We start from the raw sequence: 13,316 nt of genomic DNA, 5'->3' as shown, positions 1-13,316 counted from the left end.
CATGGCCGAAAAGATCGGCACGCCGGAGAAGGGCCACAACGCGTGGGGGCAGGCCGTCGCGGCCGTGGCGCTGTTCGCGGCGATCGCCGCAGGCCTGTGGGTGTCCGAGGAGACATCCGGGAACAGTGGCCCGCCGGCTGCCACGTGCTCCGACGAGGAACCCGGCAAACCGACCGGGCGGGTGACCGGAAAGCAGCTGTGCGAGGCACTGCTGCGCCCCGATCTCGCGGAGTTGCTGGGCACACCGACGCAGACCGCGAAGACCGCCTTCGGCAACGACGGCTCCGCCGGCCTCGAAGGCGGCAAGGACATCCCGATGCCTTCCGCGGAGGTCGAGTTCGACACCTACACCGTCACCCTGTCGGCCACCTACGACGACCTGCCCGTGGCCGGGTCCCACGAGCTGCTCGGGGAGGGGGAGCAGCGTACGGTTCTGGGCCGTCCGGCGGTGCTGTACTCGGACCGGACCATCAGGATCGAATTCCGCCTCGACGGGGGCGACGCCGAGGCCGGTACCGGAGTCCCGCTGCGCGCGCTGATGGTGGCCCAGGACGCGAAGGACGGCGGTGGATCCTTCGACGTGACCCTGTGGCGCTCGGACGGCATGGTGCCGGACGACGCAGTGCTGCTGCGGGTCGCCGAGAAGGTACTGCCGACGGTCCCGGGCTGGGCCGCCGGCAGCTGACGCGCTATGTCACTTCTGCTTGATCCTCACCTCTGCTTGATCCTCAAGAACGTCACGGAGTTCGCCGGGAACGTGTATGTGAACTCGTCTGCGACCCCCGAGAAAGTGGACGTCACGGGCGTGACCGGGGCGTCCGTCTCGGTGTTCACCGCGTCCTGATCGGCGGCCAGGGTGGTGACCCGGGCCTTGGCGGCGACCTTGGCGCCACCCAGGTCGACCGCCGCACGGGCCGGTGCCGACTGGGCGTTGACGACCTTGACGATCAGGTCACCGGTGCCGGCGTCCTCGGTGACGACCTGGCGGAACGGCTCGGCCGGCTTGTCGTCGGTGAAGCTGCCCCATTCCTTGCCGTCGAGGTAGAGGGTGACCTGGCGGCCGCGCACCTTGATGTCGATGTCGTAGGCGCGGCCCGTCTCGATCGACCCGGCCTTCGTCATCAGCGTGCCCTTGCCGCCGTCCACGGCCTGCTCGATCGCGGACTGGGTGTTGCTCCAGCCGCCCAGGTTCCACCAGTAGTAGTTGCCGGTGTCCCTGACGCCGAAGGCGACGAGGAAGCCCTCCTTGCCGGACTTCTTGGTGGCCTTCACATGCAGGTCGTAGTCGTGCCAGGTCGGGTCGCCGGCCGACACCATCGTGTTCTCGGCGGCCGTGTCGGTCTGCACGTACTGGCCGTCCTGGACACTCCAGCTGCCGCCGCCGGAGTGCGTCCACTTCGAGACGTCACCGGAGAAGTCGTCGCTCAGCAGCGTGGACCCGTCCGCCGCGGTGACCTTAACGTCGTCGTACGCGGCGCTGGTCGCCCACGTCGACAGGCCGACGGCACCGGCGATCGGGCCGCTGACGTCCGGCGTGGTGGTCGCCTTCGAGGGGACGACCCGGTCGCCGACGTTGTTCATGAACAGCTTCTGGACCTCGTAGTTCGTCGAGTTCCAGGAGGCGCGGTTGTTGAACCAGACCAGGTCCGGCCGCCACTGGACGTAGTCCTCGTTGGCGAGCAGCGGGGCGTACGAGGCGAGCTTGACGATGTCCGCGTTGCGCTCCAGGCCGGTCATGAACGCGGCCTCCGAGAGGCCGTTCTTCCAGGCGTTGCCCTGGGAGGCGTACTCGCCGAGGAAGACCTTCGGGCCGCTGCGGTCGTAGGAGTCGTAGCGGTCGTTGTTCTGCAGGAACCAGTTGGGGCTGTTGTAGTAGTGCTCGTCGACCATCTCGACGTTCGCCTCGCGGTTCAGCTTCCAGGCGGTGTCGAAGGTCGTGCCGCTGTCGTCCGGGCCGGAGTTGGAGACGACCGTGATGTCCGGGTACTCGGCCTCGATCGCGGCGCGGAACTGCTGGAACCGCGCGAAGAACTCGTTCGGGAGATTCTCCTCGTTACCGACCTCGAGGTGGGTGAGGCGGAAGGGCTTCGGGTGGCCCATCCGGGCGCGCACCTTGCCCCACGTGGACGTCGTCGGGCCGTTCGCGAACTCGATGAGGTCGAGGGTGTCCTGGATGTGCCGCTTGAGCAGCGCCTCGTCGTCGACGGCCTTGTTCTGGCCGCAGCCGGTCACGAGGGCCGGGACGACGGGCAGCGGCATGGCGCCGATGTCCTCGGAGAAGCGGAAGTACTCGTAGTAGCCGAGGCCGTAACTCTGGTTGTAGCCCCAGAAGTTGGCGTTCGTCGCACGCTGCTCGACCGGGCCGACGGTGTCCTTCCACTGGTAGGAACGCTTGCGCTGCCAGCCGGAGGCCTCGCTGTAGTCCTCCATGGAGCCGGTGTTGACCAGGCAGCCGCCGGGGAAGCGTACGAATCCCGGGTGCAGGTCGGCGATCTTCTGCGCCAGGTCCTTGCGCAGGCCGTTCGGCTGGTTCTTGTACGTCTCGCGCGGGAACAGCGACACCATGTCGAGGGCCGCCGCGTCCGTGGCGGCGACGGCAAGACGCCCGCGGTTACTCGTGCGGGTCGCGGTGAACGTGGCCTTGTACCGGGCCCAGCCGCCCTTCACGGCCACCTGTCGGGCGGTCGCCAGTGCGCCGGCGGCATCCTTGAGGCCCACACTCAACGCGCTGCCGCCCTCGGCGCGCGCCCACACCGAGAAGTCGTACCTCTTGCCCTGCTCGACCCGGATACCGGTGTTGTAGCCGGTGTTCGTGACGGCCGAACCGGCGCCCAGGGAAAGGTAGTTGCGGTTGCGTTCGTTGAGCCGGCCGGCGTCGTTCACGACTTCGGCGGTGCCGTCGACCGTCCAGGACGTGAGCGGGGTGTAGGAGCCGTTGTCGGCGGTGGAGTACTCGAAGGACCGGTTCTGCACGAGTTCGGCGTACAGACCGCCGTCCGCGGCCCGGTTGATGTCCTCGAAGAAGACGCCGTACATCGTGTCGTCGATCCTCACCCCCTGAGCGGTGGGATCGACGGTGATGGCGTAGTCGGTGACGTCCTCGGCATGGGCGGGGGCCGGAAGGAGGGCGGCTGCGGCCAGGAAGGCGGTGGCGGCGACGCCGAATCTCCAGCGGCTGGAGGTGCGTGGCATGGATACTCCGCGGCTCGATGTTCGAGATATCAGACGTTGATCAGCACTTCGAACGGCAAGATAGGGAGGGAGATCCGGAGCGTCAACGGGTCGCGCGGTATCGAAAGTGTCGGAAGTGAGGGCGGGATGGGCGAGTTCTGGCCGGTTCCGGATGTGCTGGCGTATCTCGCCGGGAGCTGGCGAGTCGTACGTTCCGTACGGGACCTGGCGAGTGGGGACGAGGGGGCGTTCTCCGGTACGACGGTTTTCGGCCCGCTGGAGGGTGGCGGGCTACTGCATCACGAGTCCGGCACCTTCGTGTGGCAGGGCGTGCCGAGGCCTGCCGAGCGGACGCTGCGATTCCTGCCGGGGACCGCGCGGGGCACGGCAGACGTGCGGTTCTCCGACGGCCGCCCCTTCCACGACCTCGACCTGACGTCCGGGCGGCACATCGCGGACCACCCCTGCTCGGCCGACCTCTACCGCGGCGAGTTCACGGCCCTCGGCGAGGAGCACTGGCGGACGGTGTGGCGGGTGCGCGGCCCGGCCAAGGACCTGGTGCTCACCACCGACTACGCCCGCGAGGGCTGAACCGGCGCCCCCTCGAAGCGGAGGTACCAACGCCCGGCACGGCCGGTGACGGTGGTCGCCGACAGGGGACGTACGTCGATGTTCCAGTACGTCGAAGGCGGCGCCTTCAGCGCGTACACCAGAGCGGCGCGGATCACGGCCGGCTCGGCCACGGCGACGATACGACCACCGTCCCCCACGGGCCGGGTGTCGAGCCAGTTGCCGACCCGGGCTATGAAGGCGAGCAGCGACTCACCGCCGTGCGGTGTGCCCCGCGGATCGGCCAGCCAGGCGTCCACCGCCTCCGGCTCCCGGGCCATCGCCTCGCCGAGCGTGAGCCCGCGCCAGCGGCCCATGTCGCAGTCGCGCAGGGCGAGTTGCACCAGCGGTGCGTAGCCGAGGGCGTCGCCGGTGGCGCGGCTGCGCGGGGTCGGCGAGCAGTAGCGCAGCTCGGCCGCCGCCAGCGGCAGCAGGTCGCGCGCGGCGAGCTGCACCTCGTCCCAGCCGGCCTGGTCCAGCGGCCGGTCGTCCTCGAAGCGCTCAGCGAGCAGCGGGGAGCTGCGCGCGGCGGCGACGAACGTGACCCGAAGCGACATGCGGCGATGGTGTGTCGCGAAAGTGCGCAGGTCAAGAGAGGTTGTGCAGCTGTCACCGAGGGTTGGCGAAGCCTTACTGCGGGGTCAGGATCAGACGGACATGTCACGGGAAAACGATCAGATGGAAAGTTCAAGCACGACGCCCGCCTCCACGCAGGACGCCCGAAGCTAGAAGTAGAGCGCCATCCACTGGTCCGGCTTCTCCAGCGGCGCGAACCCGTGCTTCTCGTAGACCCCGTGCGCGTCGTGCGTGGCGAGCAGCATCCGCTTCACCCCGTACGACCGCACCTGCTCGCGTACGGCCCCCACGAGCGCCGTCCCCATTCCCTTGCCGCGCACCGACCGGTCGACGTACACGTCGCAGAGCCACGCGAAGGTCGCCCGGTCGGTGACGACCCGGGCATACGCCACCTGCTCCCCCGATGCCGTCGCGTAGACCCCGAAGTTCAGCGAGCCGTCGATCGCCCGGTCCTGCTTCTCCCGCTCCCGGCCGATGGCCCAGTACGCGTCGGTGGACAGCCACCGGTGCACCCGCTCGACGTCGATACGGTCGGGGTCGGTGGAGATCTCGTAGCCCTCGGCGAGGGGCGGGGTGTCGGTCATGCGGCGAGATTCGCAGGACGGGAGCGTCGGCGTCGAGCGGTTTTCCCCGGTGGGCGGGGCGTTGTCAGTGGCCGGTGCGATGCTGCGGGCATGACTGCGATGACGACGGCCGCGGACTACGCCTGGCTGGAGGAGCGACACGAGGCCCTGATGCAGGCGTACTGCGTCACGCTGGTCCGCGGGCTGACTCCCCTTGAGCTGCTCCGGGAGCTGAAGGCCCGACCCGGGCCGCGGATCACGGGGGTGGACGGTCTGTGCGAGCCCTCGTACGACGTGGATGAGGCCAATCGGCTCTTCGTCGGGGCGACAGCGCTGGGCGACTGGTCGCTGATGGTCGAGTTCAACGGCTACCTCGGCGTCACGAACGAGGCCATGATCCCCCTCTCGCGCGGCCGAAGGGTGGTCTCCCACTTCCTCAACGTCAACGCGGTGGACCACTTCTGCTGGTACGAGGACGGCGAGCTGCGCCTGCACTTCGAACCCCTCTTCGCGTACCACCGCGACGGCACGCATCCCGACGAACTCCTCGACGCCATGCGGGAGTCGGGGTTCGACCTGGTCGAGCACGAGGAGGACGAAGAGCGGGACTACGACGACCTCACCGGCGCCTCCTTCGCCCTCGCCCACCGCATCACCGGCATCCGCCTGACCCCCGAACTGTTCGCATCGGCCGAGTTCATCTGCGGCGTCGCCCCGGTGCCGCGCACCTAGAGGACCTCGTCACAGGCCGCGCGAAGCCGCCGCACCCCCTCCGTGATCTCCCCCGCCCCCGCCACCGCCGCGAAGCTCAACCGCAGGTGCCCCGCCGAAGGCTCCGCGCTGAAGTACGGGCGGCCGGGTGTGATGGCGACGCCCGAGCGCAGGGCGGCCGAGGTCAGGGCGGCCTCTCCCCCGGAGCCGAGAGCCTGGGAGGTGCCCCCCGTGCCGTCGGGCAGGCGGAGCCACAGGTGGTAGCCGCCGGACGGGATGTGCGGGAGGGCCAGTTCGGGGAGGTCGAGGCGCAGGGCAGCCGTCATCGTGTCGCGGCGGGTCTTCAACTCGGCGGAGATCGCCCGCAGATGGCGCGGCCAGGCGGGCGAGCCGACCAGTTCCAGCGCCGCCTCCTGCAACGGCCGCGGCACGAAGAAGGTGTCCACGACCTGGATGGCGCGCAGCCGCTCCAGCACCGGGCCGCGGGCAGCGAGCGCGCTCACCCGGAAGCTGGGCGAAGTGGCCTTGGTCAGCGAGCAGACATGGACGACGACGCCGTCGGGGTCCTCGGCGGCCAGCGGGCGCGGCAGCGGCCCCGCGTCCTCGTGCACCAGCCGTCGCACGAAGTCGTCCTCCACGACGAAGGCACCCGCCTCGCGCGCGATTCGCAGCACCTCGCCGCGCCGCTCGGGGGCGAGTATCGCGCCGGTCGGGTTCTGGAACAGCGGCTGGCAGACGAAGACGCGGGCACCGGTCGCCCGGAAGGCGTCGGCGAGCAGGGACGGCCGTACGCCGTCGGCGTCGACCGGGACGGGAACCGGGCGCAGTCCGGCCGCACGGGCGATCGCCAGCATGCCCGGGTACGTCGGCGACTCCACCAGCACCGGTGCACCCGGCGGCGCGAGTGCCCGAAGCGCGGTCGTCAGCGCCGACTGGCCGCCGGCGGTGATCAGCACCTCGGCGGCGGTGACGGCGCCGCCCGGCCCGCCGATGCTGCGCGCGAACCACTCCCGCAGCTCAGGCAGCCCTTCCATGGGCGGCCTGCCCCACGCCCCCGGCCGTCGCCCGGCCCGGGACAGCGCGGCGGCCATGGCCCGCTCCGGCTGCAGCGACTGGTGCAGATAGCCGCCGTTGAACTCGATCACACCGGGCGACGGCGCGGTGAGCGAGGCCAGCACCCCCGAGGCGTCCACCGAGCGCGGTACGAGTTCCGCGGCGGCGTCCGCGCTGAGCGTCACCTCCTGCCAAGAGGTGTCACCGGCCGCGGCGGTCCGGGTGTGCGCCTCGGCGCGGAACGCTCCGGCGCCGGGCCGGGTCACCACGAGCCCCTCGGCGGCCAGCTGCGCGAGGGCGCGGGAGACGGTCACCGGACTCACCCGGTACCGCTCGACGAGGGCCCGGCTCGACGGCAGCTTTCCACCTGGAGAGTAGCGGTTCAGTTCCCGCCGCAGCTGATCTGCCAGTTCACCGACACTGCTACGCTCTTGCATGAGGACCAAGAATAGCGCTACTGCTCCAACCTCGATAGCAGTGACCGGTGGCAAGGCCACGTCGGCGGCCCCGGCCACGTCGGCGGCCCCGGCCACGATGGCCGCCCCGGCCGGGACGGCCGTCGGAGGGACCCTCCAGGCCGCCCTGGGGGTCGCGGCCTTCTCTCTCACCTTCCCCGCCACGGCCTGGGGGCTGGAGAGCTTCGGGCCCTGGTCCTTGGTCGCCGTGCGCAGCTTGCTGGCCGCGCTGATCGCGGGGGTCTGCCTGCTGGGGCTGCGCGTGCCGCTGCCCGCCCGCCGGCACTGGGCGGGCCTGGCGGTGGTAGCCGCCGGGGTGGTCCTCGGCTTCCCCCTGCTCACCACACTGGCGCTCCAGACGTCCACCACCGCGCACGCCGCCGTCGTGGTCGGTCTGCTCCCGCTGACCACGGCCCTGTTCTCCGCCCTGCGCGTCGGCACCCGTCCCTCGCGCACCTTCTGGACGGCGGCACTGGCGGGCGCGGCCGCGGTGGTCGCCTTCACCGTGCAGCAGAGCGGGGGCGCCCTGACCACGGCCGACCTGTATCTCTTCGCGGCGCTGCTGGTGTGCGCGGCCGGCTACACCGAGGGCGGCCGGCTGGCCCGCGTCATGCCGGGCTGGCAGGTGATCGGCTGGGCTCTGGTGCTGTGTCTGCCGCTGACCGCCCCGGTCGCCGCGGTCGCGTTGTCGTACGAACCCGTGCACCTGACCTGGCACGGCGTGACCGGGCTGCTGTGGGTCGCGGCGGGCTCGCAGTTCCTCGGCATGGTCGTCTGGTACCGGGGCATGGCGGCCATCGGTATCCCGAAGGCCAGCCAGTTGCAGTTGGCCCAGCCCCTGCTCACACTGGTGTGGTCGGTGCTGCTGCTGGGCGAGCACCTGACAGTGGCCGCCCCGCTGACGGCCGCGGCGGTGCTCGTGTGCATCGCCGTGACCCAGCGGGCGCGTGGCTGAGCGGGCCGCACGACCCACCTCCAACCACCGCTCCACGCCGTAGACTCAAGGCCACGGACCGCTGCTCCCGCACCTGGTGAGGAGGCCCAACAGATGCGTGCAACCGTGGGCGACCAGCTTGTCCAGCACGGCAGGGTGGTCGGGCAACACGACAAGGTCGGCGAGATCGTCGAAATCCTGGGCCATGAGGGCAATCCCCCGTACCGCGTCCGATTCGAGGACGGGCACGAGGGTCTGTGCGCCCCTGGCCCCGACACCGAGATCCGTCACAGGAACACGATGAAGTAGCCCGGCGATCAGATCAGCGCGGGGAAATCGCCGGCTGCCCGTAGTGGTCGGCGACGACCCTCGCCATGGCACCGATCCGGTCCGCCGTCACCTCCTTCGCGGCGAAGTACACGTGCCCGCACACCTCGGTGTGCTCCTTGGCCAGCGTCAGGTGGCGGGACAGCTCGGCCGCGTCCTGCCAGGCCTCGGGCTGCGCCGGGTCACCGGCCTTGTAGAGCGCCTCTCCGACGTACAGCTTCGTCCGGCTGTCCCGCGCCACCCGGGCCCACCAGGGCACGAGCTCGGCGTAGTCGGCGGCAGCGAAGCCGATGTTCCAGTACAGCTGCGGACAGATGTAGTCGATCCAGCCCTCGCGGACCCACTTGCGGGTGTCCGCGTAAAGATCGTCGTACGTCTCCACACCGCCCCGGGTGTCGGAACCGAGCGGGTCGGTGACGGCGTTGCGCCACACGCCGAACGGGCTGATGCCGAACTGGGTGGTGGGCCGGATCTGCCTGATGGCGTCCGCCATCTCCAGGACCAGCTTGTCGATGTTGTCCCGCCGCCAGTCGGCCCGGACCGTGAATCCGCCGCCGTAGCGGTCGTAGGCCTCGTCGTCGCCGAAGCTCTGGCCGGCCACCGGATAAGGATAGAAGTAGTCGTCGAAGTGGACGCCGTCGATGGGGTAACGCTCCACCGCGTCGAGCATGGCCCGCTGCACGAAGTCACGGACGTCGGGCAGCCCCGGGTTGTAGTAGAGCTTGCCGCCGTACGTCACCACCCAGTCCTCGTGCGCGCGGGCGGGGTGCGACTCGGCCAGCCTGCCGAGGTCCGTGTGGTTGGCGATGCGGTACGGGTTGAACCAGGCGTGCAGCTGAAGGCCGCGGGCGTGGGCCTCCTCGACGGCCGTGCCGAGCGGGTCCCAGCCGGGGTCCTCGCCCTGGGTGCCGGTGAGGACCTGCGACCAGGGCTCGTACGGCGACGGCCACAGGGCGTCGGCCGTGGGCCGCACCTGGAGGATCACCGCGTTCAGCCGGCGCTCCACCGCCGTGTCCAGGTGGCTGATCAGCTCCGCGCGCTGCTCGTCGGCGCTCAGACCCTGCTTGGAGGGCCAGTCCCGGTTCGCCACGGTCGCCACCCACACGCCGCGCATCTCCCCGGTCGCCTGTCGCCGGGACCGGTCCGTTGTGCCCGCCGTGGCGGACCCGGCCGCCATCGCGCTTCCTGACGCCACCAGTGCCGCCAGGGCGGTCACCGAGAACGCGCGTCGTGACATCCGTGACTTCCGGTGCAGCATCTCTTCGTACCTCCGTGTGCCGTGGTCAAGGGCCCACCCCGCGACCGGTCCGCACCTGAGGACCAGCCCCGCGTCAGCCTTTCATGAGGCACCCGAACGATCGATCAAGCTGCGCCGAAGGTAACGTGCAGGTTTGGAGCAGGCGTCGAACAACGGCGGACCTGCCGCAGTCGTGGATCAGCGAAGGGGACGATGTGACCGGCATCTCCGGAGATATTGCACGCGTCGGCGTGGTGGGCTGCGGCCAGATGGGAGCGGGCATCGCCGAGGTGTGCGCCCGCGCCGGCCTGGACGTGAGGGTCGCCGAGACCACCGGCGAGGCCCTGGAGTTCGGCCGTACCCGGCTGTTCAGTTCCCTGGCCAAGGCCGCCGAGCGCGGCAAGATCACCGAGGAGGAGCGGGACGCCACGCAGGCGCGGCTGTCCTTCACCACCGACCTCGGCGAGTTCGCCGACCGTGACCTTGTGATCGAGGCCGTGGTCGAGAGCGAGCAGGTGAAGACGGAGATCTTCCAGGTGCTGGACCAGGTCGTGACCCGGCCGGACGCGATCCTCGCCTCCAACACCTCCTCGATCCCCCTGGTGAAGCTGGCGGTCGCCACCTCGCGTGCCGACCAGGTCATCGGCATCCACTTCTTCAATCCGGCCCCGGTGCAGCAGCTCGTCGAGCTGATCCCCGCGCTCACCACCTCCGAGGGCACGATCGCCCGTGCCCAGTCGTTCGCGGAGAAGCTGCTGGGCAAGCACGCCATCCGTGCCCAGGACCGGTCCGGTTTCGTCGTGAACGCGCTGCTGATCCCCTACCTCCTCTCCGCGATCCGGATGTTCGAGTCGGGCATCGCCAGCCGCGAGGACATCGACAACGGCATGGAGCTCGGCTGCGCCCACCCGATGGGCCCGCTGAAGCTGTCCGACCTGATCGGTCTGGACACGGTCGCCTCGGTGGCGCAGAGCATGTACGAAGAGTTCAAGGAGCCGCTGTACGCCGCTCCCCCGCTGCTGCTGCGCATGGTCGACGCGGGCCGGCTGGGCCGCAAGACGAACTCCGGCTTCTACACCTACGGCTGATTACGGACGGTCAGATTCCGGCCAAGCGCACGGGCCCGGCACCGAGAAGGTGCCGGGCCCGCGTCATTCACACACCGTGTGCGCTCCGGGCTCGCATATGCCCCTCGCACACTCTCCCCACGCACCCACCAGGCGAGTTCACTTTCCCTGCGCATGCAAGGGATGTGAGATGACTACGGAAAGGAGCGGACAAGTGACCGCCGATCCCGAGCATCCCGTCGTACAAGGGGAACTCGCAGAGTTACGACGTCGCCTCGACGTCGCCTACGCCCGTGTGGAGGGCGGGCTGGCTCTGCTCACGCACCGCACCGAGGAGAGCGCCAAGGAGCTCGACGAGCTGAACACCCGGATCAACACACTGGAACACGCGCGCTGGCCACTGCCCGCGGTCGCCGCCATCACCGCCGTGGGTGCTCTCGTCGTGGCGATCTGGCAGGCGGTGGGGCACTAGATCCAGGCCGTGGGACGTCGATCAGGGCAGGACGTCCTGGCCGAGCCTGAGTTGGTGCAGCATCAGTAACGCGGCCGCCATGTTGGCGGCCGGGACCTCCCCCCGGGCGATCATGTCGGGGACGAGCTTGAGAGGAACCCATTCCCGGCGGTCCGACTCGAAGTCGTCCACGGGATGCCCGACGTACTCGCCCTCGTCGGCCCAGTAGATATGGTGCCGGGCGTCGGTGAGCCCGTTGGAGGGCTCCACGCTCATGAGGTGGTGCAGGGGTCCCGGCCGCCAGCCGGTCTCCTCCTCCAGCTCCCTGGCCGCCGCGCGGACGATGTCCTCGCCGTCCTCGACGACGCCTGCCGCGAGTTCCCACCCCCAGGTGTCGGTGATGAAACGATGGCGCCACAGGAGGAGGACTTCGCCCGCCTCGTTGACCACCGTGGCCACGGCGACCGGCCGCATCCGTATCAGGAAGTGGTCCAGGTGCCGGCCGTCAGGCAGTTCCACGTCTGCCAGGTTGACGGTGAACCAGCGGTTTTCATACACAGTTTGTTCGCTCTGTTTCGTCCACTGCACGGTTCTGCCACCTTCCGTCGAGTAAGTGGCAATATCGCAGCAGGGACTAGGAAGTGTCGGTGCTCGGGTGCCCCGTCGTGGCCGGGCTACAGCGGTACGCGCAGTGCTCCGTCGATGAGTTCGGCCGCCTCGGCCGTGCCCGCACAGCCGTTGCGCACCAGGTGTTCGCGTACCGCCCGGAGTCTGTCGCGCAGGCGCTGGGACTCCATTCCCCGGGCCTGCTCGGCCATCTGCACCGCGATGGCCACCGCCTTGTCGGCGTTGCCCTGACGCAGCTCGATCGTGCTGAGCATGGCCAGCCGGTGCACCCGGCCCCGGTCGTGCGCGGGATTGTCGACGGCGGCCGCGGCATGCTCCCCCGCGGCCGCCAGTTCCCCGAGGCTGAGCAGCGCCTCCGCCACCTGGACGTTGACCAGCCCCGGCTGGACATAGCCGGTCTCGTCGGGTTCGTATCCGCGCCGGATGCGATCCGCGGCCTGCTCGGCACGCCGTATGCAGGACAGCGCGCTCGTGCCGTCGCCGAGGTGGGCGTACGCCTTCGCCTGCATCGCGTACAGGTCCGAGGCGAGCGCCGGCGTGATGTGCTTGCCCGCGGCCCGCAGCGCGGCCTCAGCGAAGGCGACGGCCTGGCGGAACTCCCGCATGAACAGAGCCTGGTTGACCAGCAGCGCGATCACATAGGCGCCCAATCCCCGGTCCCCGCTGGCCTTCGCGAGCCGCAGCGCCTGATGGAAGTACCGCTGGGCGAGGCCGTGCGCGTCGGAGTCGTAGGCGCAGATGCCCGCGATGGCCACCAACCCGCCCGTCGCCCGGTGCAGTTGACGCCCCGTCGCATCGGTGTAGCTGCCGCGCAGCAGCGGGGCGGCCTCGGCGTTGAGGAAGCCGACGATCCGGGTGCGGGTCGCCATACCGCCCGCCTTGCGGTACATCTGCTCGTAGTGCGTACGGGCGGACCGCAGCATCTCCAGGTCGGCGGGGGTGACCCGGTGCCGGCCGCCGCGCGAGACATCCACGTCCTCGGGCGGGTTCTCCCACTCCCACACGGGCATCACGGCGGGCGTGCCGGTGACCGCCGGCGCGCCCAGGATGTGGGGCCGTTGCTGTTCGTCGGAGCGCCACAGGGCGGTGGCCCGCTCCACGAAGCCGGACAGCGAGGTGGTGTGCAGGGCGGACTGCTCGCCGGGCACGCCGAGGCCGATGTCGTCCAGCGTGACGGTGCGGTGCAGCCGGGCGGCGAGCACCTCGCAGATCAGGTCGGGTACCTGGCCGCGTGGCCGCTGCCCCTTCAACCACCGTGCGACGGCGGTGTGTTCGTATCTCAGCGCGAGCCCGCGCGCCCGCCCTGCCTGGTTCACGTGTGCGGCCAGCCCCGCGTGCGAGACTCCCGCCTCGTCCAGGATCGCGTCGAGCAAAGTGTTGGGCTGCATGTATGCCCCCCGGGTGGCTCGGTGTCGTCAGAGTAGTGCGAACCGCTTCACACGGGGTGTGAACGGAGTACGCGAATCCGCAGCGTGCGCGCGCTGTTGCGGAGAGTTTCCGACCGGTTGACTGAAATGCCTCGCAAGAGGCCGGCC

Annotated in this window: 14 protein-coding genes; 7 read left to right on the top strand and 7 right to left on the bottom strand. The window is 70.1% G+C overall.

Features of this window, described 5'->3' with window-relative positions; genetic code table 11:
* Nucleotide 1 precedes the first annotated feature (1 nt).
* A complete protein-coding gene (locus tag ACFY5C_RS25200) occupies nt 2–685 on the top strand; it encodes a DUF6215 domain-containing protein (protein ID WP_389447728.1) in 684 nt (227 codons plus the stop codon).
* A gap of 26 nt (nt 686–711) precedes the next feature.
* On the opposite strand, the gene ACFY5C_RS25195 is transcribed toward ACFY5C_RS25200, so the two are convergent.
* Entirely contained in the window at nt 712–3,192 is a 2,481-nt protein-coding gene (locus ACFY5C_RS25195; RefSeq protein ID WP_389447726.1) for an alpha-L-arabinofuranosidase C-terminal domain-containing protein, read from the bottom strand.
* Nucleotides 3,193–3,318: 126 nt separating this feature from the next.
* On the opposite strand from ACFY5C_RS25195, the gene ACFY5C_RS25190 reads away from it, so the two are divergent.
* The gene (locus ACFY5C_RS25190; RefSeq protein WP_389447724.1) at nt 3,319–3,762 is read left to right on the top strand and encodes a DUF6314 family protein; all 444 of its coding nucleotides are present in this window, start codon (nt 3,319–3,321) and stop codon (nt 3,760–3,762) included.
* Here ACFY5C_RS25190 and ACFY5C_RS25185 read toward each other — a convergent pair.
* Together ACFY5C_RS25185 and ACFY5C_RS25180 are read right to left on the bottom strand one after the other, a co-directional pair.
* On the bottom strand, nt 3,744–4,337 hold the full coding sequence (locus tag ACFY5C_RS25185; protein WP_389447722.1) for a histidine phosphatase family protein: 594 nt from the start codon (nt 4,335–4,337) through the stop codon (nt 3,744–3,746). The genes ACFY5C_RS25190 and ACFY5C_RS25185 overlap by 19 nt on opposite strands.
* A gap of 168 nt (nt 4,338–4,505) precedes the next feature.
* On the bottom strand, nt 4,506–4,940 hold the full coding sequence (locus tag ACFY5C_RS25180; protein WP_389447720.1) for a GNAT family N-acetyltransferase: 435 nt from the start codon (nt 4,938–4,940) through the stop codon (nt 4,506–4,508).
* A 90-nt stretch (nt 4,941–5,030) separates the two neighbouring features.
* On the opposite strand from ACFY5C_RS25180, the gene ACFY5C_RS25175 reads away from it, so the two are divergent.
* Nucleotides 5,031–5,651: a DUF6461 domain-containing protein gene (locus tag ACFY5C_RS25175; protein ID WP_389447719.1), complete on the top strand. Its 621-nt coding sequence runs from the start codon at nt 5,031–5,033 to the stop codon at nt 5,649–5,651.
* Here ACFY5C_RS25175 and ACFY5C_RS25170 read toward each other — a convergent pair.
* Nucleotides 5,648–7,120, bottom strand: a complete 1,473-nt coding sequence (locus tag ACFY5C_RS25170; RefSeq protein ID WP_389447717.1) for a PLP-dependent aminotransferase family protein — start codon at nt 7,118–7,120, stop codon at nt 5,648–5,650. The two genes, ACFY5C_RS25175 and ACFY5C_RS25170, sit on opposite strands and share 4 nt — an antisense overlap.
* On the opposite strand from ACFY5C_RS25170, the gene ACFY5C_RS25165 reads away from it, so the two are divergent.
* Both ACFY5C_RS25165 and ACFY5C_RS25160 read left to right on the top strand, forming a co-directional pair.
* Complete coding sequence (locus ACFY5C_RS25165; RefSeq protein WP_389447715.1) at nt 7,119–8,093, top strand: DMT family transporter; 975 nt, start codon at nt 7,119–7,121, stop codon at nt 8,091–8,093. The genes ACFY5C_RS25170 and ACFY5C_RS25165 overlap by 2 nt on opposite strands.
* A 93-nt stretch (nt 8,094–8,186) precedes the next feature.
* Complete coding sequence (locus tag ACFY5C_RS25160) at nt 8,187–8,381, top strand: DUF1918 domain-containing protein (RefSeq protein ID WP_389447713.1); 195 nt, start codon at nt 8,187–8,189, stop codon at nt 8,379–8,381.
* Between the two features lie 13 nt (nt 8,382–8,394).
* Here ACFY5C_RS25160 and ACFY5C_RS25155 read toward each other — a convergent pair whose 3' ends face one another.
* Nucleotides 8,395–9,636: a glycoside hydrolase family 10 protein gene (locus ACFY5C_RS25155; protein WP_389447712.1), complete on the bottom strand. Its 1,242-nt coding sequence runs from the start codon at nt 9,634–9,636 to the stop codon at nt 8,395–8,397.
* Nucleotides 9,637–9,851: 215 nt separating this feature from the next.
* Between ACFY5C_RS25155 and ACFY5C_RS25150 the strand changes: the two genes are divergently transcribed.
* Both ACFY5C_RS25150 and ACFY5C_RS25145 read left to right on the top strand, forming a co-directional pair.
* Entirely contained in the window at nt 9,852–10,724 is an 873-nt protein-coding gene (locus ACFY5C_RS25150) for a 3-hydroxybutyryl-CoA dehydrogenase (protein ID WP_389447710.1), read from the top strand.
* A gap of 193 nt (nt 10,725–10,917) precedes the next feature.
* Nucleotides 10,918–11,175, top strand: a complete 258-nt coding sequence (locus ACFY5C_RS25145) for a hypothetical protein (RefSeq protein ID WP_147997080.1) — start codon at nt 10,918–10,920, stop codon at nt 11,173–11,175.
* A gap of 21 nt (nt 11,176–11,196) precedes the next feature.
* Here the strand turns inward: ACFY5C_RS25145 and ACFY5C_RS25140 are convergent, their stop codons facing one another.
* Nucleotides 11,197–11,742: an NUDIX hydrolase gene (locus tag ACFY5C_RS25140; RefSeq protein ID WP_389447708.1), complete on the bottom strand. Its 546-nt coding sequence runs from the start codon at nt 11,740–11,742 to the stop codon at nt 11,197–11,199.
* An 86-nt stretch (nt 11,743–11,828) separates the two neighbouring features.
* Entirely contained in the window at nt 11,829–13,169 is a 1,341-nt protein-coding gene (locus ACFY5C_RS25135) for a transcriptional regulator (protein ID WP_328882799.1), read from the bottom strand.
* Nucleotides 13,170–13,316: the final 147 nt, after the last annotated feature.

The sequence above is a fragment of the Streptomyces sp. NPDC012935 genome, from assembly GCF_042900345.1.
Lineage (GTDB): Bacteria > Actinomycetota > Actinomycetes > Streptomycetales > Streptomycetaceae > Streptomyces.
The sequence above is the reverse complement of the archived record's forward strand: the minus strand, read 5'-3'. Positions and strand labels throughout refer to the sequence as shown.